Source organism: Streptomyces sp. KL116D, assembly GCF_030766975.1.
Taxonomy (GTDB): domain Bacteria; phylum Actinomycetota; class Actinomycetes; order Streptomycetales; family Streptomycetaceae; genus Streptomyces; species Streptomyces longispororuber_A.
In genome coordinates this window covers 167,865-191,562 of sequence record NZ_JASERH010000009.1, presented here as the reverse complement: position 1 = coordinate 191,562, position 23,698 = coordinate 167,865, and the positions used below count along the sequence as shown (strand labels likewise).

At 72.1% G+C, this 23,698-nt stretch carries 22 protein-coding genes and 1 pseudogene; 12 read left to right on the top strand and 11 right to left on the bottom strand.

The window, feature by feature from the left end; all coding sequences use genetic code 11:
- A pseudogene (locus RBJ77_RS03290) lies at positions 1-350 on the bottom strand (ATP-dependent helicase); the annotation flags it as partial.
- 340 nt (positions 351-690) lie between these two features.
- On the opposite strand from RBJ77_RS03290, the gene RBJ77_RS03285 reads away from it, so the two are divergent.
- Together RBJ77_RS03285 and RBJ77_RS03280 are read left to right on the top strand one after the other, a co-directional pair.
- A complete protein-coding gene (locus tag RBJ77_RS03285) occupies positions 691-1,758 on the top strand; it encodes a fatty acid desaturase (RefSeq protein ID WP_372343590.1) in 1,068 nt (355 codons plus the stop codon).
- A 190-nt stretch (positions 1,759-1,948) separates the two neighbouring features.
- Positions 1,949-2,131, top strand: a complete 183-nt coding sequence (locus RBJ77_RS03280; protein WP_372343589.1) for a hypothetical protein — start codon at positions 1,949-1,951, stop codon at positions 2,129-2,131.
- Between the two features lie 50 nt (positions 2,132-2,181).
- Here the strand turns inward: RBJ77_RS03280 and RBJ77_RS03275 are convergent, their stop codons facing one another.
- The 4 genes from RBJ77_RS03275 to RBJ77_RS03260 all read right to left on the bottom strand — a co-directional run bounded on the left by RBJ77_RS03275 (position 2,182) and on the right by RBJ77_RS03260 (position 5,774).
- The gene (locus tag RBJ77_RS03275; RefSeq protein ID WP_372343588.1) at positions 2,182-3,558 is read right to left on the bottom strand and encodes a tannase/feruloyl esterase family alpha/beta hydrolase; all 1,377 of its coding nucleotides are present in this window, start codon (positions 3,556-3,558) and stop codon (positions 2,182-2,184) included.
- 112 nt (positions 3,559-3,670) lie between these two features.
- Entirely contained in the window at positions 3,671-4,570 is a 900-nt protein-coding gene (locus tag RBJ77_RS03270) for a hypothetical protein (protein ID WP_372343587.1), read from the bottom strand.
- A 223-nt stretch (positions 4,571-4,793) separates the two neighbouring features.
- The gene (locus RBJ77_RS03265) at positions 4,794-5,117 is read right to left on the bottom strand and encodes a hypothetical protein (protein ID WP_372343586.1); all 324 of its coding nucleotides are present in this window, start codon (positions 5,115-5,117) and stop codon (positions 4,794-4,796) included.
- A 123-nt stretch (positions 5,118-5,240) separates the two neighbouring features.
- Complete coding sequence (locus tag RBJ77_RS03260; protein ID WP_372343585.1) at positions 5,241-5,774, bottom strand: PadR family transcriptional regulator; 534 nt, start codon at positions 5,772-5,774, stop codon at positions 5,241-5,243.
- A gap of 113 nt (positions 5,775-5,887) precedes the next feature.
- Between RBJ77_RS03260 and RBJ77_RS03255 the strand changes: the two genes are divergently transcribed.
- Positions 5,888-6,640, top strand: a complete 753-nt coding sequence (locus RBJ77_RS03255) for an alpha/beta fold hydrolase (protein WP_372343584.1) — start codon at positions 5,888-5,890, stop codon at positions 6,638-6,640.
- 99 nt (positions 6,641-6,739) lie between these two features.
- Here RBJ77_RS03255 and RBJ77_RS03250 read toward each other — a convergent pair whose 3' ends face one another.
- On the bottom strand, positions 6,740-7,339 hold the full coding sequence (locus RBJ77_RS03250) for a class I SAM-dependent methyltransferase (protein WP_372343583.1): 600 nt from the start codon (positions 7,337-7,339) through the stop codon (positions 6,740-6,742).
- A 218-nt stretch (positions 7,340-7,557) separates the two neighbouring features.
- Here RBJ77_RS03250 and RBJ77_RS03245 point away from each other — a divergent pair, with 218 nt between their 5' ends.
- Genes RBJ77_RS03245 through RBJ77_RS03225 form a run of 5 tightly spaced genes read left to right on the top strand, consistent with a single transcriptional unit; the run spans position 7,558 to position 12,395 of the window.
- Positions 7,558-8,331: an MHYT domain-containing protein gene (locus RBJ77_RS03245; RefSeq protein ID WP_372343582.1), complete on the top strand. Its 774-nt coding sequence runs from the start codon at positions 7,558-7,560 to the stop codon at positions 8,329-8,331.
- A gap of 46 nt (positions 8,332-8,377) precedes the next feature.
- Positions 8,378-10,879 (top strand): nitrate- and nitrite sensing domain-containing protein, encoded by a 2,502-nt coding sequence (locus RBJ77_RS03240; protein ID WP_372343581.1) that lies wholly within the window; start codon positions 8,378-8,380, stop codon positions 10,877-10,879.
- Positions 10,876-11,313, top strand: coding sequence for a roadblock/LC7 domain-containing protein (locus RBJ77_RS03235; RefSeq protein ID WP_255971033.1), 438 nt, complete (start codon positions 10,876-10,878; stop codon positions 11,311-11,313). The genes RBJ77_RS03240 and RBJ77_RS03235 overlap by 4 nt, the downstream gene beginning before the upstream one ends.
- Positions 11,314-11,329: 16 nt before the next feature.
- The gene (locus tag RBJ77_RS03230) at positions 11,330-11,806 is read left to right on the top strand and encodes a DUF742 domain-containing protein (protein ID WP_372343580.1); all 477 of its coding nucleotides are present in this window, start codon (positions 11,330-11,332) and stop codon (positions 11,804-11,806) included.
- Positions 11,787-12,395 carry an ATP/GTP-binding protein gene (locus tag RBJ77_RS03225; protein WP_372343579.1) on the top strand — a complete coding sequence of 203 codons (609 nt, stop codon included), beginning with the start codon at positions 11,787-11,789 and terminating at the stop codon, positions 12,393-12,395. Before RBJ77_RS03230 ends, RBJ77_RS03225 begins: the two co-directional genes overlap by 20 nt.
- Before the next feature lie 12 nt (positions 12,396-12,407).
- Here RBJ77_RS03225 and RBJ77_RS03220 read toward each other — a convergent pair whose 3' ends face one another.
- Positions 12,408-12,836 carry a PPOX class F420-dependent oxidoreductase gene (locus tag RBJ77_RS03220; protein WP_372343578.1) on the bottom strand — a complete coding sequence of 143 codons (429 nt, stop codon included), beginning with the start codon at positions 12,834-12,836 and terminating at the stop codon, positions 12,408-12,410.
- 117 nt (positions 12,837-12,953) lie between these two features.
- Here RBJ77_RS03220 and RBJ77_RS03215 point away from each other — a divergent pair, with 117 nt between their 5' ends.
- Both RBJ77_RS03215 and RBJ77_RS03210 read left to right on the top strand, forming a co-directional pair.
- Positions 12,954-13,367 carry a roadblock/LC7 domain-containing protein gene (locus tag RBJ77_RS03215; protein WP_372343577.1) on the top strand — a complete coding sequence of 138 codons (414 nt, stop codon included), beginning with the start codon at positions 12,954-12,956 and terminating at the stop codon, positions 13,365-13,367.
- Between the two features lie 143 nt (positions 13,368-13,510).
- Positions 13,511-14,395, top strand: coding sequence for a DUF6397 family protein (locus tag RBJ77_RS03210; protein WP_372343576.1), 885 nt, complete (start codon positions 13,511-13,513; stop codon positions 14,393-14,395).
- A 78-nt stretch (positions 14,396-14,473) separates the two neighbouring features.
- Here the strand turns inward: RBJ77_RS03210 and RBJ77_RS03205 are convergent, their stop codons facing one another.
- On the bottom strand, positions 14,474-15,346 hold the full coding sequence (locus tag RBJ77_RS03205) for an acyl-CoA thioesterase II (protein WP_255978772.1): 873 nt from the start codon (positions 15,344-15,346) through the stop codon (positions 14,474-14,476).
- 82 nt (positions 15,347-15,428) lie between these two features.
- Entirely contained in the window at positions 15,429-17,942 is a 2,514-nt protein-coding gene (locus RBJ77_RS03200) for a DEAD/DEAH box helicase (protein ID WP_372343575.1), read from the bottom strand.
- A gap of 193 nt (positions 17,943-18,135) precedes the next feature.
- Here RBJ77_RS03200 and RBJ77_RS03195 point away from each other — a divergent pair, with 193 nt between their 5' ends.
- A complete protein-coding gene (locus tag RBJ77_RS03195) occupies positions 18,136-18,930 on the top strand; it encodes a metal-dependent hydrolase (protein WP_372343574.1) in 795 nt (264 codons plus the stop codon).
- 35 nt (positions 18,931-18,965) lie between these two features.
- Here the strand turns inward: RBJ77_RS03195 and RBJ77_RS03190 are convergent, their stop codons facing one another.
- Entirely contained in the window at positions 18,966-20,765 is a 1,800-nt protein-coding gene (locus tag RBJ77_RS03190; protein WP_372343573.1) for an ABC transporter ATP-binding protein, read from the bottom strand.
- The gene (locus tag RBJ77_RS03185; RefSeq protein ID WP_372343572.1) at positions 20,762-22,663 is read right to left on the bottom strand and encodes an ABC transporter transmembrane domain-containing protein; all 1,902 of its coding nucleotides are present in this window, start codon (positions 22,661-22,663) and stop codon (positions 20,762-20,764) included. The genes RBJ77_RS03190 and RBJ77_RS03185 overlap by 4 nt, the downstream gene beginning before the upstream one ends.
- 267 nt (positions 22,664-22,930) lie before the next feature.
- On the opposite strand from RBJ77_RS03185, the gene RBJ77_RS03180 reads away from it, so the two are divergent.
- Positions 22,931-23,680, top strand: a complete 750-nt coding sequence (locus tag RBJ77_RS03180; RefSeq protein ID WP_372343598.1) for a hypothetical protein — start codon at positions 22,931-22,933, stop codon at positions 23,678-23,680.
- Positions 23,681-23,698: the final 18 nt, after the last annotated feature.

Below are 23,698 nucleotides of genomic sequence, written 5' to 3'. Positions count from 1 at the left end.
AGGTCCTCGGCGCGCAGCGGTCCCGCCCGCCACGCGTCGTGGTCCTGCCCGCTCACGCCGGGCAGCAGCAGCCCGCGCGCGGCGAGTTGGAGGGCGAGCAGGGCGGCGGCGCCCCAGAAGGCCGTCGTCGGGTCGGCGTGCGCGGCGGCCCGCGCGCGCGTGAGGACCGGCAACGCGGCACGCACCGGCACGGCGACCGCCGGGACGGTCACGAGCTCGACCCCGTCATCGCCGGGCAGGGCCAGCGCCAGGTCGACGCGGTCGCCCGCCTGAAGGAGCGGCGGTTCGCCGCCTTCGGGGCGCCAGAAGGCGACGGTCGAGGTGCGGGCCGGGTCGCCGGGGGTGAACACGGCGCAGCACCGTGCGAGTTCGGACGTCTCGGACGGGGTGGGTGCGGGATGCGTGTGCTCGGAGATGGCAGCTTCCTCGTATTCATCAAACTTGACTACTGGCCCTGGAGGCGCCGAGGGTACACCGCCCGAACTGCCGGACGGACTCCTTCACGTCGTGATCCGGATCACCCCACCCCTAAGGGTGTAGCTAACCCCCCACCCGGAGCGGGGGAGCCCCCTTCCGTAGTCGGGTGGTGGCGCCATGGCCCGTCAAGGGCCCTGATCCATACGTTCTTTGAGGTCGGGCGACGCGTAGCCCGTCGCTTCGCTCCCGCCCACCACAGACCGGAGAACCGTCATGTCCTTGGCCGTCGGAGCCGCCCCGGACCGCACCGCAGACGCCGCCGCACGGCCGTCCCCGCCCGAGACGGGCAGCGAGTTCACCCCGCTCCTGAAGGCCGTCAAGGGGCAGGGGCTGCTCGACCGCCGAAACGGCTGGTACGCCCGCACCATCGCGGTCAACGCCCTCGCCCTGGCCGGCGTCGTCACCGGCATGGCCCTCATCGGCGGCTCGTGGTGGGTGCTCGCCCTCGCCCCCGTCCTGGCGGTCCTGTGCGCGCGCACGGCGTTCATCGGCCACGACGCGGGCCACGCCCAGATCACCGCCGACCGCGCCACGAGCCGGCTGATCGGGCTGATCCACGGAAACCTGCTGCTGGGGATGAGTTACGCCTGGTGGAACGACAAGCACAACCGTCACCACGCCAACCCGAACCACATCGAGAAGGACCCCGACGTCGCCGCCGACGTCCTGGTCTTCACCAGCGAGCAGGCCGCCACCCGGGCCGGTTTCCGCGGCTGGCTCACCCGCCACCAGGCCTGGCTCTTCTTCCCGCTCACCCTGCTGGAGGGCCTCGCCCTGAAGGTGTCCGGGTTCCAGGACCTGCGCCGCCAGTCAGGGCGCGAGCGGGCCGTGGAGGCCGCCTTCCTCGTCGCCCACGTCGTCGGCTACCTCGCCCTGCTCCTGACCACCATGCCGCTGGGGCACGCCCTCGCCTTCGCCGCGATCCACCAGGCCCTGTTCGGACTGCACCTGGGGATGGCGTTCGCCCCCAACCACAAGGGCATGGAGATGCCCGACCCGGACGGCGAGAAGTGGGGCCACCTGCGCCGCCAGGTCCTCACCTCGCGCAACATCAAGGGCGGCGCCCTGACCGACTGGTTCCTCGGCGGCCTCAACTACCAGATCGAGCACCACCTCTTCCCGAGCATGCCCCGCCCGCACCTGCGGCTCGCGCAGCCCATGGTGAAGGAGCACTGCCGCACCCTGGGCATCCCCTTCACGGAGACCGGGCTCGTCGACTCCTACCGCCAGGCGCTGCGGCACATGTATGAAGTGGGAGAGCCCCTGCGGGCCGACATCTGAGGTGCCCGCCGGTGGTGGTACTCCGCACCAGAGGTATCTCGAGGGCGCGGGATCAGGGTCTTGGGCGCGGGATCAGGGTCTTATCAGGGTCGCGCGCAGGAACCGTGGACCCCGCGGGCCCGTTTCCCACTACAGAGGCGGGCCCGCTCCACACAGCCGAGGGCGAGCCGCCCCGAAGGAGGCCACACACATGTCGAGGAACGCGAAGATCGCCGCGGGAGGCGTGGCGGCCGGACTCATCCTGCTGATCTGGCTGCCCTGGTGGGCGGCGCTGCTCATCGTGCTGGGCGCGCCCACCGCGGCGTACCTGATGCTCGACCCCTCGCAGCGGCGCAGGCTCCGCCGCGTCAGCCGCAAGGAACTGGGGCGCTAGCCCGGGTGACGCGGGCGACCCGGGCAGGCGCTGTCGGGGTGCATCGGGGCTCAGGACGTCCGGATCGAGCAGGAGTTGATCACGTCACCGTCCGCGGGCCGCTCGACGGTGTGGTCCGCGGGCGGCTGCGTGCCGTTCTCGACCCAGCGGGTGAGCACCCCGAAGGCGTCCCGGTAGCACGGCAGGATCGGCCGCAGCCGGTCCGGGTAGGTGTCGTACAGGCCGTCGGTGTGCGTGCCGTCCTGGACCGTGTATGTCCGGTGCAGGCCGCCGCGCCCCTCAGCGGCGGTCATGCGTGCGTACACGTCCGCGTCCGCCGCGATGGGCAGCAGGGTGTCCAGATCGCCCTGGAGCGTGAGCAGCGGCCTGCCGATCCGCCCGGTCAGCGCCACGCGCTCGACGGCCCGGTGCACCGACGCGGGGCGGGCGGCGTAGTCGTAGGCCGCGTCCGACGCGCACGGGGCGAGCATCTCGTCGAGCGTCGAACCGGCCGACGTACCGGGACAGTTCGGGTCGTACGCCGGGTCGAACTCGGCGCGGTACACCTTCTGCGTGAGGCCCCAGTACGCCTTCTGGTGGTACGGCCACAGGAACTCCGAGCCCCGGGCGAAACCGGCCGCATACATGTCGTCGGCGTCGGCCCGGCCCTGGCCGAGCGCCACCGCCGTCGGCAGGGAGGTGAGCAGGTTCGGGCCGTTCGCCGTCCACAGGACGCCCTCCCAGTCGACGCCGCCGTCGTACAGCTCCGGATGGTTCTCCAGCTGCCAGCGCGTGAGGTACCCGGCATTGGAGATGCCCGTCATGTACGTGTGCCGGGGCGCCTTTCCGTAGCGGGCGGCGACCGCCTTGCGGGCGGCACGGGTGAGCTGGGTGGTGCGGCTGTTCCATTCGGCGACGGCGTCGCCGGGGCGGGTGCCGTCGCGATAGAAGTCCGGTCCCGTGTTGCCCTTGTCGGTGGCCGCGTACGCGTAGCCCTGGGCGAGGACCCGGTCGGAGATCGCCGTGTCGGTCGCGTACTGCTTCCGGTTGCCGGGCGACGCGGTCACCACCAGGCCGCCGTTCCAGTGGTCGGGCAGGCGGATCACGAACTGGGAGTCGTGGTTCCAGCCGTGGGTGGTGTTCGTGCGGGAGTCGTCGCGGAAGTAGCCGTCGATCTGCAGACCCGGCACACCGGACGGGTTGAGGGTGCCCTTGGCCGTGAGGCCGGCCTGGTCGGCCAGGTCCGTGTACGGGGTGCCGGCGAGGCCCGACGTCGTCAGGTCGTCCAGACAGGCGCGCTGCTGGAACGCGGTGCCCGGCACGCGCGCGTGCTCCTGACGCGCGCACGGCGCTGCGGCCCCGTCCGCCGCACCGGCCGACTGCGGCCCAGAAGCGGCCAGAGCCACCAGCAGGGTGGCCAACAAGGGAACGGTTCTGGGCGTGCGCATGGAGCGGCCTCCTTCAGGCGGGGAGAAGAGGCCTCATCGTGGGGCGGGAAACCGCGCGTACCTATGGGTTGGAGCCACATGGGACGTCAACGCCCTATGTGGCACGGGCCGTTCAGGCCGGGCGGACGGCCATCTTGTCGAGCGCTTCCAGGAGGCCCGGCAGTTCGGCCCCCCTGCCGACCGGCAGGACCTCGCCCGGCTCCTCGTCCAGCAGGATGAAGGCGATGTCGTCGGTCCGGGCCACCATCGACCATCCGGGCCCGTCCGCGCGGAGCGTGCGGGCGTCGCCCGAGGCGAACGCGGACCGCACCCGCCCCAGCGGCGGAGGCGTGTCCACGTAGGCGCGCACTTCGGCCAGGACGCGCTGGATGCCCTCGTGGGAGTCGGACGCGTCCGAGCCGGCCGTGTCGGAGGCGCCTGCGGCACCGTCGGAATCGTCTGTCCCTTCGGTCTCGGCCGCCGCGTCCGCCTCGCTGGGTGCGTCGGCATCCGCCTCCGTGGCGAACTGGGAGTCGTCGAGCTGCTCGCGCCACACGGCCCACTGGAGCGCTATCTCGTCCGCTCCCAGGCGCCGCTGGGCGGGGCCCCACGTCTCCGTGTCGGGCGGCGTCAGGGGTGGCAGGTCCTCGGCATCGGGATCGGGCGCGGGGTCGTGCGGCGCCGGAACGCCCGGTGCGGACACGGCGAGCGCCAGCGGCCAGCCGGGCAGCGCACAGACCATGCTGTCCTCGTCGGGCGAGAGCTCGTACTCCATGCCGCAGTCCCACGAGGCGATGGCGACCGCGACGAGCGACACGTCGTCGACGACGACGGTCCAGCGCGCGCCCTCGCCGTCCTGCCCCAGCACCAGGCCGTAGCCGTCGGCCAGCGGTGCGAGGCCCAGGGCCGCGCACGCCTCCGGGTAGTCGTCACCCAGCACGCTGGGGAACTTCGCGGGCGTGAGCAGCACCGCCGTCAGTACGTACAGCGCGTCGTCGTCCTTGGCGGCGACAGCGTCGTCCGTCCCGGCCATGCCAGCCTCCCCTGAGCTACGTTCCGTCGGCGTGACCTTAGTCAGTCGCGGACGATGTCGTACAGGGGCGATGACCAGGAAAATCAGCCGTCGTCACGGTCGCGGGTTCGCGCTGTGGACACAATGTCGACGACTCGTGCGCACTTTGTGTGCCTCGCGGGCCGTGGCGCCTTCGCGCGGTGCGACGCGCACGCCGTCGCCGGGTGCCGATCTGTGTCGACGGTCAGGCGGCCGGCAGGCCGAGGAGGCTCCGGGCGACGACCCGCGGCGACTCGTCCCGCTCCCTTGCGAGCGCGATGAGCGCCCGGCACGCCAACTCGTTCACCCCGAAGACGAGCGCCCCCGGCTCCACCCAGCCCGCCGCCTCCTCGATGCGCTCCTGGTCGTCCTCGACGCACGCCGCCACGTAGGCGGCGGCCGCTTCGAAGAGGTTGTGCGGACGCCGCTCCGCGCCCTGTGTCCGCCGGGTCTCCTGTACGGGACGCTCCTCGCGCCGAGCGGCCCTCCTGCGCCAGGTGCTCCAAGACTTGCGGACTCTGCCGAGCATGCGCGCCACCGTCCCCCTGCTGGTCGCCACCGGCCGCCTCGACCGGACAACTCCCCTTATGTGTCGTGGAGTTGAAGCCATGGTGACAGAGGAGTGCCGGGGCTTCCCACACCGGGGAACGGGTCAACAGCCCTCCGGTTCCAGAGTTTTGAGGGTGTCGCGCAGCCAGGTGAGTTCGGCCCGGCTGGTGGCCCGGGCGATCGTGAGGATGCCCTTGCGGAACGGGTCGTCCAACTCCTCGGCCCGCAGGGGCCGTTCGCCTTCGTAGAAGAAGCTCGCCGGCTCCGTCAGGAAGTCCAGCCGGCGCTGCAGGACGTCCGCCTGCTCCTGGGGGTCGTCCAGGTGGCGCAGGAAGGCGAGGACGGTGAACCAGCGGTTCTCGTCGGTGATGTCCGACCGGGCCGGCTCGCGCAGCCTGAGTCGCAGTTCCTGGCGCCCCTGCTCGGTGAGGCTCAGGACGTGGCGCGGCGCCGCCGCCGACCCCGGCTGCGTCTCGCGGGCGAGCAGTCCCGCCTTCTCCAGGCGTTTGATCGCCGGATACAGGGTGCTCTCGGCCACGGGCCGGACGTGCCCGGTCAGGGCGGTGATGCGCTTGCGCAGCTCATAGCCGTGCAGCGGGGCGTCGTAGAGGAATCCGAGGATGGCGAGCTCCAGCATGCCCACATTGTGGCCTACGTGCGCAGTGACGGAGTACATCGTTGACGTAGTACTACGTGACCGATGTATGGTCGATGCGGAAGTGGGCAGAGAGCCGGACCGGGGAGGTCGTCATGCAACAGACGCCGTTCGACGCACAGGGCAGTCAGATCCGCTGGACGGAAGCGTCGGGGGAGGGGCCGGCGCGGGTGTACGTCCACGGGCTCGGCTCGGCCTCGACGGTGTACCACGCGCACATCGCCTCCCGGCCCGAACTGGCCGGACGGCGCACACTCTTCGTGGACCTGCCCGGCCACGGCATCAGCGACCGGCCGGCCGATTTCGGCTACACGCTGGAGGACCATGCCGACGCCCTGGCCGCGGTGCTCGACGCCGCGGAGATCAGGGGTGCGGAGATCGTCGGGCACAGCATGGGCGGCGCCGTGGCGATCGTCCTCGCGCACCGGCGGCGCGACCTGGTCTCGCGCCTGGTCGTCACCGAGGGGAATCTCGACCCGCATCCGCGGCCCACGGCGGGAAGCAGCGGAATCGCGTCCTACGAAGAGGGTGCGTACGTGTCCGGCGGTGGCCACGCCCGGGTGCTGGAGCACGTCGGCCCGTTGTGGGCCGCCACCATGCGCCTGGCCGACCCGCTCGCCCTGCACCGCAGCGCGACCGGGCTCGTCCGGGGTACCGAGCCCACCATGCGACGGATGCTGGAGGAGCTGGACGTCGAGCGGGTGTACCTCCAGGGCGCGCTCAGCGGTGAACTCCCGGGCGGGGACGCCTTGGTGGCCGCGGGGGTCCGGGTCGTCGAGGTGCCGGACGCGGGGCACAACGTCATGTTCGACAACCCCGACGCCTTCGCGGCCGCTGTCGCGGCGTAGCCGTCCGCCCCGGCTTGACCGTTCACCCGGGCTCTACCGTCCTGCCAGGCTCGCCCGGCCAGCCGGGCTCTCCCGTCCGCCCAGGCCCTCGCGTGTGCCTCAGCCCTCCCGGACCGCCAGCGCGAGGAAGCGCGCGTCCTCGTCGGCGTACGAGGTCATGCGCCAGCCCGAACCATCCAGCAGCGGGCGCAGATTGGGCTCGGCGCGCAGGTCCTCGGGTGTGATCTGCCGGCCCTGGCGCGCGGCGAGGGCCGCCCGCCCGATGGGGTGGAAGAGCGCGAGGATCCCGCCGGGCCGCACCACCCGTGCCAACTCGCGCAGATTCTCCGCCGGTCGCGGCAGATGCGAGACGAGGCCCGCGCCGAAGACGGCGTCCAGCGCCCCGGAGCGCAGCGGCAGTCGCGAGACGTCCGTCAGGAGCAGCTGCCCGAGCCCGTCCCGCCCCGCCCGCACGGCGGCCGCCAGCATCGCCGGGGTGAGATCGGCGCCCAGAACCGTCCCCGAAGGCCCCACGGCCGCACGCAGCGGCGGCAGCGCCCGGCCCGTGCCGCACCCGGCGTCCAGCACCCGGTCGCCCGGACGCAGCCCCAGCTCGGTCACCGCGGACGCGTAGGCCGGACCGTCGTCCGGGAAACGGGAGTCCCAGTCGGCGGCTCGGGCCGAGAAGAACTCCTGCACACGCGTGGGGTCATCGCTCATGCGCTCCATGATTGCGCAGCCCACCGACAACCGGTGCGACACGCGTGGGGGACAGGGGGGTCGAAAGCTCCCTATCCGAACCGAAAGCATCGCATGCACGTGCGGTGCACACGTTCGACCCTGACGCGATCGTTCAGAACCGTTTCTCTGTCACATTCCAGCAGCTTTCGAAATGCGCCCCAGTTGTGCGCCCCCGTCACGACTAGCGTCCCGGAGCCATGGGACACCTGGACCACGCCGCCTTCGGCTGGCTTACCCCCGTGCTGTCGTACGTGATGGCCTGCATCGGCGCCGCGCTCGGACTGCGCTGCACCGTGCGGGCCCTGAACACCACGGGGCGAGCCCGCCGGAACTGGCTCCTCACCGCGGCCTCCGCCATCGGCACCGGCATCTGGACGATGCACTTCGTCGCGATGCTCGGCTTCGGCGTCACCGGGACCGAGATCCGCTACAACGTCCCGCTGACCATCCTCAGCCTGGTCGTCGCCGTGGTCGTCGTCGGTGTCGGGGTCTTCGCCGTCGGCCACAGCCGGGACCGGGGCCGCGCCCTCGCCCTGGGCGGACTCACGACCGGGCTCGGGGTCGCGAGCATGCACTACCTCGGCATGGCGGCCCTGCGCCTGCACGGGCACATCGACTACGACCCGCTCCTCGTCGCCCTCTCCGTGGTGATCGCGGTCGTCGCCGCGACCGCCGCCCTGTGGGCCGGCCTCAACATCAAGTCGCCCGCGGCCGTCGCGGTCGCGTCCCTCGTCATGGGCGGCGCCGTGAGCAGCATGCACTACACGGGGATGATCGCCGTGAGCGTGCGGGTGACCCCCTCGACGGTGGCCCTGCCCGGTGCGACGGCGATGCAGTTCATCTTCCCGCTCGCCGTGGGCCTCGGCTCCTACCTCTTCCTGACCTCGGCGTTCGTCGCGCTCTCCCCGACCGCCGACGAGCGGGAGGCCTCCGCGTCGGCCCAGCAGCCCGTGGAGAGCCTGGCCCGCTGAACCGGCCGCCCGCGACGACCCCGACCCACACCCGATCGAGGAGGCCATGCGCCCGCCCCGCAGAACCCCCACCGCCGCCCCGCCGCCGATACCCGCGCCCCTCACGCGCGGGCGGCGCGCGCACGCCGGACCGCCCGCCGACGAGGACTCCGCGGCGGACACCGCGCAGAACCCCACCGCGCCACCCACGCGCGCGGGCGGCAGCCGCCTGCGCCCCCGCACCGTCCGGGCCCGGATCGTCTGCCTCCTCATGGTGCCCGTCGTCTCACTGCTCGCCCTGTGGGCCTACGCCACCGTCAGCACGGCCCAGGACATCGCCAGGCTCCGACAGTTGCAGCGGGTCGACGCCACCGTGCGCGAACCCGTCAGCGCCGCCGTCGCGGCCCTCCAGGCGGAGCGGAACACCGCCGTCGGCTACGCCACCGAACCCACCGCCGCCCGGGCCGACGACCTCGAACGCCTCGGCGCCACCACCGACCGCGCCGTCGCCGCCCTGCGCATGGGCAAGGGCAACACCGTCGCGGACGGCGCCGACCTGCCGCACGGGGTCGCCGACCGGCTCGGCGCGTTCGTCACCGGCGCCGAGCAACTGCGCACCGTACGCACCGCGGTGCTGGACCGGCGGGCCGGCTGGGACACCGCCTACAGGCAGTACACGAAGACCATCGGCAGAGCCTTCACCGTGAGCGGCGCGCTGACCGGCATCCAGGACTCCGAACTCGGCTCCGACGCGCGCGTGCTGCTCGAATTCGGGCGCTCCGCGGAAATGCTCTCCCGTGAGGACGCGCTCCTGACGAGCGCACGCCTCGCCGGAACCCTGGACGACGAGCGGCTGCGCCTGTTCACCGGCGCGGTCGACACGCGCAGGACACTCGTCGACACCGCCGCCACCGACCTGCGCGGACCCGAACGAACCGCCTGGAACCACCTCGTGGAGGGGAGCGCGTACGGCGACGTGCGCGCCGTCGAGGACCGGACGCTCGTCGCCCCGCCGGGCAGCAAGGCGCTCGCCGCCGCGCCCGCGGGCACCTGGGACCCCGCGCACACCACCGTCCAGGACCGGATGCACGCCATCGAGACGGACGCCGCGCGCAGCGCTGCCGACCGGGCCGACCCGTTCGGCCGCGGACTGCTCACGCCCGCCGGGGCGGCCGTGCTGTTCGGCCTCGCCGCCGTCGCCGCCTCCCTGGTGATCTCCGTACGGATCGGCCGCGGCCTCGTCGTCGAACTCGTCAGCCTGCGCAACACGGCCCTGGAGATCGCCCGCCGCAAACTCCCGCACGCCATGCGGAAGCTGCGGGCGGGCGAGGAGATCGACGTCCGGGCCGAGGCACCGCAGGGCCCCCCGGCGGAGGACGAGACGGGACAGGTCTCCGAAGCCCTCACCACGGTGCACCGCGCGGCCCTGCACGCCGCCGTCGAACGCGCCGAGCTCGCCAGCGGCATCTCCGGCATCTTCGTCAACCTCGCCCGCCGCAGCCAGGTCCTCGTCCACCGCCAACTCGGCCTCCTGGACAGCATGGAACGCCGCGCCGAGGACCCGAACGAACTCGGCGACCTCTTCCGCCTGGACCACCTCACCACCCGGATGCGACGCCACGCGGAGAGCCTGATCATCCTCTCCGGAGCCGCCCCCGGCCGCGCCTGGCGGATGCCGGTCCCCCTGACGAACGTGGTCCGCGCCGCGGTCTCCGAGATCGAGGACTACGCGCGCGTGGAGGTGCGCCAGCTCACCGCGGCCGACGTGACCGGCGCCGCGGTCGCGGACCTCACCCACCTGCTGGCCGAACTCGTCGAGAACGCCGCCCAGTTCTCGCCCCCGCACACCAAGGTGCGGATCAGCGGCGAACCCGTCGGCAACGGATACGCCATCGAGGTCGAGGACCGCGGTCTCGGCATGGGCAAGGAGACCCTCGACGACGCCAACAACCGGATCAGGCACTCCGAGGCGCTGGACCTGTTCGACAGCGACCGCCTCGGCCTGTTCGTGGTCAGCAGGCTCGCCAACCGGCACGACATCAAGGTGCACCTGCGCACCTCGCCCTACGGAGGCACCACCGCGGTCGTCCTGCTGCCCACCGCCCTGCTGCACAAGGACACCGAACGAGCCGCCGCCCCGCCCCGACCGTCCGAAGAAGAGCGCCGCTACGCGCGCGTGCCCGAGCCCGAAGCAGCGCCCATGAACGGCAACTCCGTCCCTCCGCCCGCCTCACGCCCGGCCCTCGCCCCGTCACCGGGCCCCGAGCCCGAGGAGGAGCCGCAGCACCCGCCGGGCGTCACCGCGCTCCGCCTGCGCAGGCCCCCGACACCGCAGGACGGCGGCGAGGCACCGCCCGACGACGGCCTCCCGCGCCGGGTGCGCCAGGCGAGCCTCGCGCCCCAACTGCGGGAGCGCCCCGACAAACAGGCCCCACCCGCGCACGCCCCGGAACCGGGCGAACGCACCCCCGAACAGGTTCGGGCCCGCATGACGTCCTTCCGGGACGGCTGGGTCAGAGGCGGCGGGCGCCCGCCCGGCAGCGACAGCACCGAAGGAGATCCCACATGATCAAGGAACCGACCACGGGCACCGCCCACGGCTCCGGCGAACTCGACTGGCTCCTTGACGACCTGGTGCTCCGCGTCACCGAACTGCGGCACGCCGTCGTCCTGTCCAACGACGGCCTGGCCGTCGGCTCCTCCAACGGGCTCGGCCGTGAGGACGCCGAGCATCTCGCGGCGGTGGCCTCCGGGTTCAACAGCCTCGCCAAGGGAACCGGCCGGCACTTCGGCACCGGAGGAGTGCGCCAGACGATGGTCGAGATGGACGACGGCTTCCTGTTCGTGGCCGCCGCGGGCGACGGCTCCTGCCTCGCCGTCCTCAGCACCGTCACCGCCGACATCGGGCTCGTCGCCTACGAGATGGCCCGCCTGGTGAAGAGGGTCGGGGAGCATCTCTACACACCGTCGAGGTTCGCCGGACACCCACCGACCGCGGGCTGACGGGAGCGGCCGCGAGATGAACGACGACGTGTTCGAAGAAACGTACCGGGACGTGGCGGCGTACAGAGACGGCGCCCACCGAGGCCACGAGAAACGCGGCAGCCCCGAGGAACCGGGCAGCCAGTGGTTCGACAACGAGGCCGGGCCGCTGGTCCGCCCGTACGCCATGACCGGTGGACGGACCACCGCGGGCCCTCAGGGAGCGCACTTCGACCTGATCGCCCTCGTGTCGCTCGACTCCGCGGCGCCCGCCGCGGCCGACGACACGGCACTCGGTCCCGAACACCGGTCGATCATCGAGCTGTGCCGCACCGAGACCCAGACCGTCGCGGAACTGGGAGCCGGCACCGACCTCCCCGTGGGCGTGGTCCGGGTCCTCCTCGGCGACCTGCTCGAACTGGGCTGCGTCAAGGTCAGCAGGCCGGTGCCGCCCGCACAGCTACCGGACGAGAAGATCCTGAGAGAAGTCATCGATGGGCTCCGAGCACTCTGACGCCACGGCCACCGGTACATCCGGCGCCCTGGCACTGAAGATCCTGGTCGCGGGCGGATTCGGGGTGGGCAAGACCACCCTGGTCGGCGCGGTCAGCGAGATCCGGCCGCTCCGTACCGAGGAACAACTCAGCGAACTGGGCCAGTCCGTGGACGACACCGCGGCCGTGGAGCGCAAGACCACCACGACCGTCGCCATGGACTTCGGCCGCATCACCATCAGGTCGGGGCTGTCGCTCTACCTGTTCGGCACGCCGGGGCAGGACCGGTTCTGGTTCCTGTGGGACGAACTGTCGCAGGGCGCGCTCGGCGCCGTCGTCCTCGCGGACACCCGACGGCTCGAGGACTGCTTCCCCGCCGTGGACTACTTCGAGCACCGGCGGATCCCGTTCGTCGTGGCGGTCAACTGCTTCGCGGGCGCCCGCGCGTACGGAGCGCACGAAGTGGCACGGGCCCTCGACATCGACCGCGGGACCCCCGTGGTGCTGTGCGACGCCCGCGACAAGGACTCCGGGAAGGAGGTGCTGATCAGACTGGTCGAGTACGCCGGGCGGATGCACACCGCCCGGCTGCTCGACTCCGTCGGCTGAACCGCGGCCGGGTCAGTCGGCCACGTCGCCCAGGGCCACGACCTTCTCGACCCGTACGCGGACGACCAGTTCACCCGGCACCCCGTTGCGCCGGCCGAACTCCTCGGCACGGTCCGCGCCCATGTACCGGCCGCCGATCCGGGTGGCCGAATCCAGCAGTTCCGCCGGGTCCTCGCTGAGCTCCGCGCGGCCCCGGATCGTCACGAACGAGAACGGCGGCCGCTCGTCGTCGACACAGATCGCGACGTGTCCGTCCCGGGCGAGGTTGCGACCTTTGACCGTGTCCTTGCCGGTATTGAACACAATGTCGTCGCCGTCCACGACGAACCACACGGGCGCGATGTGCGGCGTGCCGTCAGCCCGCACGGTGGCCAGCTTGGCGGTGCGGGTGCCTTCGGAGACGAAGGCCTTCCATTCCTCATCGGTCATCTTGTGTGCCATGGGTCCATCCTGCTTGCCCGGACGGCGACCGTGGGGAAGGCTGGCGAGACAGATCCTCCGGGTAGGGGAGCGGTCCCCACCGGGCGGGGAGCCACACGGAATCGGGGAGACAGGATCATGGGGCAGAACGCGGGACTCGGTTGGCTGCTGGACGACCTGACACAGCGTGTCGAACACGTGCGGCACGCCCTGGTCCTGTCCAACGACGGGCTCGTCACCGGAGCCAGTACCGGCCTGCGCCGCGAGGACGCCGAGCACCTCGCCGCGGTCTCCTCGGGACTGCACAGCCTCGCGAAGGGGTCGGGACGGCACTTCGGCGCGGGCGGGGTGCGTCAGACGATGATCGAGTTCGACGACGCGGTGCTCTTCGTCACCGCCGCAGGTGACGGCAGCTGTCTGTGCGTGCTCAGCGCGGCCGAGGCGGACATCGGCCAGGTCGCGTACGAGATGACCCTGCTCGTGAACCGCGTGGGCGAGCACCTGGGCGTCGAGTCGCGCCAGCCGGAGAAGACGTCCGCCATGGATCTCTGACCTGCGATGCTCTAGGCCCTGCGCGAGTTATCCACAGGCTCGGACGGAGATCGGCGAGCCGGGCTACGGTTGTCCCGAGCGGTCACGGAGAGTGACCGACTGTCATCGTTCGACGGGGGAGAACCATCGTGCAAGGCGACATCATGACCAGGCCACAGGGCAGCGCGGCTCGCGAACTGGGTTTGAAGCGGGGCGAGTTCGATCTCGCCGTGCGGCTCGGGCGCATCCGCACCGTGGCGGCACCGGGCGGCGGTCGGCGGCGGGTCCCTCGGGAGGAGATCGAGCGGATCCGCGACGCCGAGGGATTCCCTGACACCCTGCGCGAGCAGGTCAGGGTGGTGGGCACCGCGGAGGGCGCGGAGCTCGTGGGCATCCCGGCCACCCGCTTCACCCGGCTCGCCCGCGCCGGGATGCTGACACCGGCGAAGTTCTACCTCAACCGGTACCGCACCGTGGTGTGGCTCTATCTGGCCCAGGAACTAAAGGAGTTCGCCCGGTCCGAGGTCAACGCACCGCTGCTCACGGGCCGCGCCCCGGACCGGATGCGGGCCCGCCTCGACGCGGGCGAGGATCTCCGGCCGCGGACCTGGCGGGCCCGCCACGCCGGCTATCTGCTCGGGCAGAGCGGCGGCCCCTGGGAGCGGGCCGCCGCCATCGCCACCCTGCTGGACCCGACCCAGCTCGCCGACCTCGTCGAGGACCCGTACGAGCGCGCCCACTTGCACCGGCTCCGGCCCGAGGAGGCCTGGCACGGGGCGCCGGAGTCACCCACGGCCCGCGTCGTCGAGCGCATCCTCGTCGCCGACGATCCGGACGAGATCAGCTGGCTGCGGGCGAGTCTGCTGCTCAGCCTCGCCGAGGCGCGCACCGTGCGACCGGCACCGCGCCCCACGTCGCACGCACCGGCGCCCGATGCGGAGCAGAGGCCCGCAGCCCCGGCCGACCTCGACCCCGACCTCGCCCCTGAGCCCGCCCGTCCCGAGCCGGTGCGCAGCCTGTGGGGGCGCCTGCTCGGCAGACGCGCCTGAACTCCCGCTCGGCGCAGGGCCGTTCGGTGTCGTGGACGGCGCCCGGGCACATTCCGTCGCGGCCGCTCGCCGCGTCTCTCACGCCTCTAGCTTGCGGAACAGGCCCTCCTGGACGACCGACACCAGCAGACGCCCCTCGACGTCGTAGATCCGACCACGGGCCAGTCCCCGGCCACCGGTGGCGATCGGCGACTCCTGGTCGTACAGGAACCACTCGTCGGCCCGGAAGGGACGGTGGAACCACATGGCGTGGTCGAGCGAGGCCATGTCGAAACCACGCGGACCCCACAGCGGTTCGACCGGCAGTCGCACCGCGTCGAGCAGCGTCATGTCACTGGCGTACGTGAGCGCGCAGGTGTGCACCAGCGGATCGTCACCGAGGGGGCCCACCGCGCGCATCCACACGGCGCTGCGCGGCTCGGCCGACTCGACGTCCTCGGGGGTCCAGCGCAGCCGGTCCACGTACCGGATGTCGAAGGGCTGGCGGCGGGCCATCCGCTCCAGCGCCTCCGGCAGCGCGCCCAGATGGCCCCTGATCTCGTCGGCGATCGTCGGCAGCGACTCCGGGTCCGGAACCTCCCGGGCCGGCGGCAACTGGTGCTCGAAGGCTCCCTCTTCGGGCTTGTGGAAGGAGGCGGTGAGATTGAAGATCGTGCGGCCCTGCTGCACGGCGGTGACGCGGCGCGTGGTGAACGAGCGGCCGTCGCGGACCCGCTCCACCTGGTACACGATGGGCACGCCCGGCCGCCCCGGGCGCAGGAAGTACGCGTGCAGCGAGTGCACGGGGCGGTCGCCCTCCGTGGTGCGGCCCGCGGCGACCAGGGCCTGGCCGGCGACCTGCCCGCCGAAGACGCGCTGCAGCGACTCCTCGGGGCTGCGCCCACGGAAGATGTTGACCTCGATCTGCTCCAGGTCGAGCAGATCGACGAGCCGTTCCGCAGGATTCGTCATGGGTGGTTCTCTCTCGTGTGCGCGGCCGGACGACCCCGGCGGGTGGACGCGGCCGGACACTACCGTCCGGCGGGTCGGGGATCTACAACTGACCGACGTCCGTGACCCGGACGACGGCACGGCCTTCCTCGTCGGAGGCGGCCAGGTCGACCTCGGCGCTGATGCCCCAGTCGTGGTCGCCGTTCGGGTCGGCGAAGGTCTGCCGCACCTTCCACAGGCCGTGCTCCGGGTCCTCCTCGATCATGAGCAGCTTGGGGCCGCGCGCGTCGGGGCCGGTGCCGAGGTCCTCGTACTCGTCCCAGTACGTGTTCATGGCCTCGCCCCAGGCGTCGGCGTCCCAGCCCGAGTCGCCGTCCATCTGGCCGAGCTCGTCGACGTTGTCGAGCGCCGCGAGTTCGACGCGGCGGAACATGGCGTTGCGGACGAGGACCCGGAAGGCGCGCGCGTTCGCCGTGACCGGCTTGACCTGGTCGGCCTTCTCCTGGGCCTCCTCGGCGGTCATTACCTCCGGGTTGGCGAGCTGCTCCCACTCGTCCAGGAGGCTGGAGTCGACCTGGCGCACCATCTCGCCGAGCCAGGCGATCAGGTCCTCCAGATCCTCCGACTTGAGGTCGTCGGGCACGGTGTGGTCGAGCGTCTTGTAGGCGCTCGCCAGATAGCGCAGCACGATGCCCTCGGTGCGGGCCAGCTCGTAGAAGGAGGTGAACTCCGTGAAGGACAGCGCCCGTTCGTACATGTCGCGGATCACGGACTTCGGCGACAGCGGGTGGTCGCCGACCCAGGGGTGGCTCTGGCGGTACGTGTTGTACGCGTGGAAGAGCAGCTCCTCCATGGGCTTGGGGTAGCTGATGTCCTGGAGGCGCTCCATGCGCTCCTCGTACTCGACGCCGTCGGCCTTCATGAGGGCCACGGCCTCACCCCGCGCCTTGTTCTGCTGGGCGTGCAGGATCTGCCGGGGGTCGTCGAGCGTGGACTCCACGACCGACACCATGTCCAGGGCGTAGGACGGCGACTCCTTGTCGAGCAGGTCGAACGCGGCGAGGGCGAAGGTGGACAGCGGCTGGTTGAGCGCGAAGTCCTGCTGGAGGTCGACGGTCAGGCGCACGATGCGTCCCGTCGCGTCGGGCTCGTCCAGCTTCTCGACGATGCCGCCGTCCAGGAGCGAGCGGTAGATCGCGATGGCCCGGCGGATGTGCCGCAGCTGCGCCTTGCGCGGCTCGTGGTTGTCCTCCAGCAGCTTGCGCATCGCGTCGAAGGCGTTGCCCGGACGCGCGATCACCGACAGCAGCATCGTGTGCGTGACGCGGAAGCGCGAGGTCAGCGGCTCCGGATCGGACGCGATCAGCTTCTCGAAGGTGCCCTCGGTCCACCCGACGAAACCCTCGGGGGCCTTCTTGCGGACGACCTTGCGGCGCTTCTTCGGGTCGTCGCCGGCCTTCGCCAGCGCCTTCTCGTTCTCGACGACGTGCTCGGGCGCCTGCGCCACGACGAAGCCCGCCGTGTCGAACCCGGCGCGGCCCGCGCGGCCCGCGATCTGGTGGAACTCACGGGCGCGCAGCGTGCGGACGCGATTGCCGTCGTACTTGGTGAGAGCGGTGAACAGCACCGTGCGAATCGGCACGTTGACGCCGACACCGAGGGTGTCCGTGCCGCAGATGACCTTCAACAGACCCGCCTGGGCGAGCTTCTCGACGAGCCGGCGGTACTTGGGCAGCATGCCGGCGTGGTGCACACCGATGCCGTGCCGTACGTAACGGGACAGGTTGCGGCCGAACTTGGTGGTGAAGCGGAAGTTGCCGATCAGCTCGGCGATCTTGTCCTTCTCCTCGCGCGTGCACATGTTGATGCTCATCAGCGCCTGGGCGCGCTCGACGGCCTGCGCCTGCGTGAAGTGCACGATGTAGACCGGCGCCTGCCGGGTGTCCAGGAGCTCGGTCAGCGTCTCCGTGAGCGGCGTGATCCGGTACTCGTAGGAGAGCGGCACGGGGCGGGTGGCCGAGCGGACCACCGACGTGGGACGGCCGGTGCGCCGGGTGAGGTCCTTCTCGAACATGGCGACGTCACCGAGCGTCGCCGACATCAGGATGAACTGCGCCTGCGGCAGTTCGAGCAGCGGGATCTGCCAGGCCCAGCCGCGGTCCGCCTCGGCGTAGAAGTGGAACTCGTCCATGACGACCTGGCCGATGTCGGCCTGCGCCCCGTCACGCAGCGCGATCGAGGCGAGGACCTCGGCGGTGCAGCAGATGACGGGCGCGTCCGAGTTCACGGACGCGTCGCCGGTCAGCATGCCGACGTTCTCCGTGCCGAACAGCTTGCACAGCTCGAAGAACTTCTCGGAGACCAGCGCCTTGATCGGCGCCGTGTAGAAGGTGACCTCGTCCCGGGCGAGCGCCGCGAAGTGGGCACCGGCCGCGATCATGCTCTTGCCGGAGCCGGTCGGCGTCGAGACGATCACGTTCGCCCCCGACACCGCCTCGATCAGCGCCTCCTCCTGGTGGGGATAGAGGGTGAGACCACGCTCCTCGGCCCACGACTCGAAGGCGTCATAGAGGGCGTCCGGGTCGGCGGTCTTCGGAAGCTGATCGATAAGGGTCACGTCACCATCTTGCCTGTCTTCCCACCCGATCCGGCAATCGGATGCCCGTACGAAGATCACGAAGGCTACGCTGGGGCGCCGACGGAGCGTCAGGACGTGCGCAACCCCCAGGGGTCAACAGGACGTCGGTACAAGGGACATGCCGCGCCCACGGCTGCGGCAGGCACAACAGGAACAGGGGCGGATCACAGCCATGATGGGACCGGCACACTCGTTGTCAGGAGCGGCGGCCTGGCTGGGGGTGGGCGCGGCCGCGGCCGCCGCCGGGCACCCGATGCCCTGGCCGGTCGTCCTCGTCGGAGCACTGATCTGCGCGGGCGCGGCCCTCGCCCCCGACCTGGACCACAAGGCGGCGACCATCTCGCGCGCCTTCGGGCCCATTTCCCGCGGCCTGTGCGAGATCGTCGACAAGCTCTCGTACGCCGTCTACAAGGCGACCCGCAAGCAGGGCGACCCGCGCCGCTCGGGCGGCCACCGCACCCTCACCCATACGTGGCTGTGGGCGGTCCTCATCGGGGCGGGCACCTCGGTCGCGGCGATCACGGGCGGCCGGTGGGCCGTGCTCGCGATCCTGTTCGTGCACATGGTGCTCGCCATCGAAGGACTGCTGTGGCGGGCCGCCCGCGGCTCCAGCAGCGACGTCCTGGTGTGGCTGCTCGCGGCGACCAGTGCCTGGATCCTCGCGGGCGTCCTGGACAAGCCGGGCAACGGGGCGGACTGGCTGTTCGTCGAGCCGGGCCAGGAGTACCTGTGGCTGGGCCTGCCGATCGTGCTCGGCGCCCTGGTGCACGACATCGGGGACGCGCTCACCGTCTCGGGCTGCCCGATCCTGTGGCCCATCCCGATCGGCCGCAAGCGCTGGTACCCGATCGGCCCGCCCAAGGCGATGCGGTTCCGGGCCGGCAGCTGGATCGAGCTGAAGGTGCTCATGCCCGTGTTCATGCTGCTCGGCGGAGTGGGGTGCGCGGCCGCGCTCAACTTCATCTGAGCCCGGTCCCGACCGCACCCCTTCCCGGCACGGGATCACCCGTGCCAGGACCGCCACAGCGCCGCGTACGCCCCGTCGGCCGCCACCAGGTCGTCGTGGCTGCCGAGCTCCCGGATCCGGCCGTCCTCGACCACGGCGATCACGTCCGCGTCGTGCGCCGTGTGCAGCCGGTGCGCGATGGCCACGACCGTGCGGCCGTCCAGGACCCGGCTCAGCGACCGCTCCAGGTTGCGGGCCGCCCGCGGGTCGAGCAGCGACGTCGCCTCGTCCAGGACCAGCGTGTGCGGGTCGGCGAGGACCAGCCGGGCCAGCGCGATCTGCTGCGCCTGCGCCGGGGTCAGCGCGGTACCGCCCGAGCCGACCTCCGTGTCCAGGCCGTCGTCGAGACCCCGCGCCCACGCGGCGGCGTCGACCGCGCCGAGGGCCGCCCACAGCTCGGCGTCCTCGGCTCCGGTGCGGGCCAGCCGCAGGTTGTCGCGCAGGGAGCCGACGAACACGTGGTGCTCCTGATTGACCAGGGCCACGTGGGAGCGGACCCGCTCCGCCTGCATCCGGGACAGCTCCGCGCCGCCGAGCGTCACCTGACCCGTACGGGGCGCGTAGATCCCGGCGAGGAGCCGACCGAGCGTCGACTTGCCCGCGCCGGACGGGCCGACCAGTGCGAGCCGGGTCCCCGGCTCGACCTCCAGGGACACCTTGCGCAGCACGTCGACGCCCTCGCGGTAGCCGAAGTTCACCTCGTCCGCGAGCACGTCCCGGCCGTCGGGCCGCACGGAGGCGTCACCGGCGTCCGGCTCGATGTCGCGTACGCCGACGAGGCGCGCCAGGGACACCTGGGCGACCTGCAGCTCGTCGTACCAGCGCAGGATCAGGCCCACCGGGTCCACCAGCATCTGCGCGATGAGCGCGCTGGTGGTCAGCTGGCCCACGTCGATCCAGCCCTGCAGGACGAAGACACCGCCGATGAGCAGCACGGACAGCAGCACCAGGACGTGCACGGCGTTGATCACCGGGAAGAGGACGGAGCGCAGGAAGAGCGTGTAGCGCTCCCACGCGGTCCACTCCTTGACGCGCTGCTCCGACATCCGCACGCGGCGGTCGCCCAGGCGGTGCGCCTCGACGGTCCGTCCGGCGTCCACGGTCTCGGCGAGGGCCGCGGCGACGGCCGCGTACCCGGCGGCCTCCGAGCGGTACGCCGAGGGCGCCCGCTTGAAGTACCAGCGGCAGCCGAGCACCAGGACCGGCACCGCGACGAGGATCGCGGGCGCCAGCGGCGGCGCCGTCACCGCGAGCCCGCCGATCAGCAGACCCGCCCACACGACGCCGATGGACAGCTGGGGCACGGCCTCCCGCATGGCGTTGGCGAGCCGGTCGATGTCGGTGGTGATCCGGGACAGCAGATCGCCGGTGCCGGCCCGCTCCAGGACGCCGGGCGGCAGCCCGACGGAGCGCACCAGGAAGTCCTCGCGCAGATCCGCGAGCATCTGCTCGCCGAGCATCGCCCCGCGCAGCCGCACCTGCCGGACGAAGACCGCCTGGACCACCAGGGCCAGCGCGAACAGGCCGATGGACCGCTCCAGGTGCAGATCGCTCAGGGCACCGGCCGTCCCCGTCCCGTCGGCGACGTCCTGGATCAGGCCGCCCAGCAGATACGGGCCGGTCATCGACGCGACGACGGCGACGGTGTTCACGCCGACGAGGAGCAGGAAGGCCCGCCGGTGGCGCCGGTACAGCTCGCGCACATAGGCGCGGACCGTGGCCGGGGCGCCGACCGGCAGGGTGTTCGCCGTGGTGGGGGCCGCCGGGTCGTAGGCCGGGGGCGCTACGCCGATCATGCCGTCTCCTCGATGTCGATCTCGATCTCGATGTCCGTGTCGATACCGGTACTGGTCCCCGCACCGGCCCCGGTGCCGGTGCCGGTCCCCGTGGTGAACCCGGTGGGACCGGTGCGGGCGGCGACCGCCGTCTCCTCGTCGGTCTCGCGGGTGACGACCGCGCGGTACCGGGGCTCGCTGCGCACCAGGTCGCGGTGCTCGCCGACCGCGGCGACCCGGCCGTCGTGCACGAACACCACGCGGTCGGCGCGGTCGAGCAGCAGCGGCGACGAGGTGAGGACCACGGTGGTGCGGCCGCGCCGCAGGGTGCGCACGCCCTGCGCGATGCGGGCCTCGGTGTGCGAGTCGACGGCGGACGTCGGCTCGTCGAGGACCAGCGCCTCCGGGTCGGTGACCAGCGACCGGGCGAGCGCGAGACGCTGGCGCTGGCCGCCCGAGAGGGACCGGCCGCGTTCGGTGATCCGGGCGTCCATCGGGTCGTCGTCCAGGGACGCCTGGGCGAGCGCGTCGAGGACGTCGGTGCACTGCGCCGCGGCCAGCGCCTCGTCCGGCCGGACGGATCCGGAGGACGGCACGTCCAGCAGTTCGGTGAGCGTCCCGGACAGCAGCACCGGGTCCTTGTCCTGCACGAGCACCGCGGTCCGCGCCACGTCGAGGGGCAGCTCGTCGAGCGGCACCCCGCCCAGCAGCACCGACGGCTCAGCGGCGGCCGCGTCGCCGGGGTCGCTCGCGTCGCGCGAGGCCGGGTGTCCGCCGAGCCGGTCGGCGAGCCGCCCCGCCAGGTCCGGGTCGCCGCACACGACGGCGGTGAGCCGGCCGGCCGGGGCGAGCACCCCGGTCTCCGGGTCGAACAGGTCACCGCTGGGCACGCCGGCGTCCCGCAGTCCGCCCGCGGGCTCGGTGATGCGCTCCAGGGCGAGGACCCGGGCCGCGCGCTGCGCCGAGGGGCGGGAGAAGGAGTACGCCATGGCGATCTCCTCGAAGTGCCGCAGCGGGTAATTGAGGATCATCACCGCGCTGTAGACGGTGACCAGTTCACCGACGGAGATCCGGCCCTCTCCGGCGAGCCGGACGCCGTACCAGACGACCACGATCATCAGCAGACCCGGAAGGAGGACCTGGATCGCGGAGATCAGCGACCACATGCGGGCGCTGCGCACGGCTGCCCTGCGGACTTCCTGCGAGGCGCGGCGGTAGCGGTCGAGGAACAGCTCCTCGCCGCCGATGCCGCGCAGCACGCGCAGGCCCGCGACGGTGTCCGAGGCGAGTTCGGTGGCCCGGCCCGCCTTCTCGCGCTGGTGGTCCGCGCGCCGGGTGGCGCGGGGCAGCAGCGGGAGCACGGCCAGGGCGAGGACCGGCATGCCGATCGCGACGACGACGCCGAGCGCGGGCTGGTAGATCACCAGGCCGACGCAGACGAGGACGACGGTGAGCGCGGCGGCCGCGAAGCGGGAGAGCGCCTCGACGAACCAGCCGATCTTCTCGACGTCGCCGGTGGACACCGCGACGACCTCGCCCGCGGCGACCCGCCGGGTCAGGGCCGCGCCGAGCGCGGCGGTCCTGCGGGCGAGGAGCTGCTGCACCCGCGCGGCCGCGGTGATCCAGTTGGTGACCGCGGTGCGGTGCAGCATCGTGTCGCCGCAGGCGATGGCGACGCCGAGGAGCACGATCAGGGCGCCCGCCGCGGCGAGGCGGGAGCCCGAGCCGTCGACGACGGCCTGGACGGCGTAGCCGACGCCGTACGGGAGTCCGGCGACGGCGCTGAAGTGGAGCAGTCCCCACGCGAGGGACTTGAGCTGGCCGCCGAGCTGGTTCCGGCCGAGCCAGAGCAGGAACCGGGGGCCGGAGCGCGCGTCGGGCACGCCCGGATCGGGATACGGAAGGTCGGAGATCTGCATGACGTCCCAGGGCTCGCAAGAGGAACCGGTAGGGGGCGGACAGGAGGAGAGGGCGAGGGAGAGCAGGTGGGAGGGGACGGGCCGGGTGGGTGCGCGTCGGGCGCGCCCGCGTCAGGGGATTCGAGGAAGCAAACCGTGAAAGGTTCGCGTCATTCGCCGATCGGAGGCAAACGGTTTTACGGCCCGCGGCAAAGATTCGGCACTGATCGACGGCGGTGCGCGGTCCCGGCACGAGGGTCGGTGGACCGTGGTGCGACCATGGAACGCATGCGTATGGCGGGTGTGGTTCGAGCGGGCGTCACGGCGGCGGCCTGCGGGGTCCTTCTGACGACGGTGGCGGCGTGCGGCTCCGGCAGCGGCGACGACGGCAGTGACACGCAGAGCGGTCGGAAGGCGGCGGACGGCGCGCAGAGAGATGAGGCGCGATCCGTCGACCTCAAGCGCATCCCGGACGTGGGCGACCGCTACCAGAAGCAGATCCCGGCGAGCGCGCGGCAGGTCGTCGCGGTCTACGGCGACGGCAAGGACTCCGCGGACTCGACGATCGTCCTCTACTCCAAGTCGGGCGACACGTGGAAGAAGGAGCGCGGCTGGTCCGGGCACAACGGCAAGAAGGGCTGGACGACGAACCACCGCGAGGGCGACAAGCGCAGCCCCGTAGGGGTGTTCACGCTCAGCGATGCCGGCGGCGTCCTCGCCGACCCGGGCGCGAAGCTGCCGTACACGCGGTCCGCGTCGTTCCAGGCGCCGCACTACTGGGCCAAGTCGCACTGGCACGACTTCGACTACGTCGTCGCCATCGACTACAACCGGACCAAGGGCACCTCGCCCAACGACCCGACCCGCCCCGAGGGCCAGTCCAAGGGCGGCAGCATCTGGCTGCACATGGACCACGGCAGTGGGACGTCGGCGTGCGTCAGCCAGTCCAAGGGCGACATGGAGTACCTGCTGAAGACGCTCGACCCCGCGCAGCACCCGGTCGTCGTGATGGGCGACAAGGCCGAGCTCAAGGCGTAGCCGCCGGCCGCGGCCCCG